Consider the following 400-nt stretch of genomic DNA (forward strand, 5'->3'; position numbering starts at 1 on the left):
CCGGATCGCTGTCGAGCAGTTCGAGGTCTTGCGGACGTGGAGCGGTGAAAGGATGATGCATGGCAACCCAGCGACCTTCCTCTTCGTCGTAGTCGAACATCGGGAGGGTCACGCTCCATCTTCAGTCGATTGAAATTGTTATGTCTACCGATTGCCCGTCGACGATCGAGCAGATCAAGAAGGCGATTCCAATCGCCAAGGAAGCGAACATTCAGATCTTGATGGAAAACGTTTGGAACGGGTTCCTCACCGATCCCAAGGACACGAAATAAAGAGATTTGGCTTTGGGGTTCCGCTGCCGCTTCAGACATGAGGGACTCGCTTTCAGGCGAAACGAGCAGCAGCCATTCGCGATCGGCGGTTGCTCGGGGGAGGGCTAGGGTAGGGATTGCATTATCGC

The 400-nt window shown here is 54.8% G+C and carries 1 protein-coding gene; it reads left to right on the forward strand.

Annotated elements, in window-relative coordinates; translation table 11 throughout:
- The first annotated feature begins 140 nt into the window (after window positions 1-140).
- Window positions 141-272, forward strand: a complete 132-nt coding sequence (locus AB1L30_RS03880; protein ID WP_367012077.1) for a hypothetical protein — start codon at window positions 141-143, stop codon at window positions 270-272.
- Window positions 273-400 lie beyond the last annotated feature (128 nt).

The sequence above is a fragment of the Bremerella sp. JC817 genome (assembly GCF_040718835.1).
GTDB lineage: Bacteria > Planctomycetota > Planctomycetia > Pirellulales > Pirellulaceae > Bremerella.

Bases quoted from the DNA above. Each gene is read 5' to 3' on its own strand.
- AB1L30_RS03880 (WP_367012077.1), top strand. From the start codon at position 141: ATGTCTACCGATTGCCCGTCGACGATCGAGCAGATCAAGAAGGCGATT.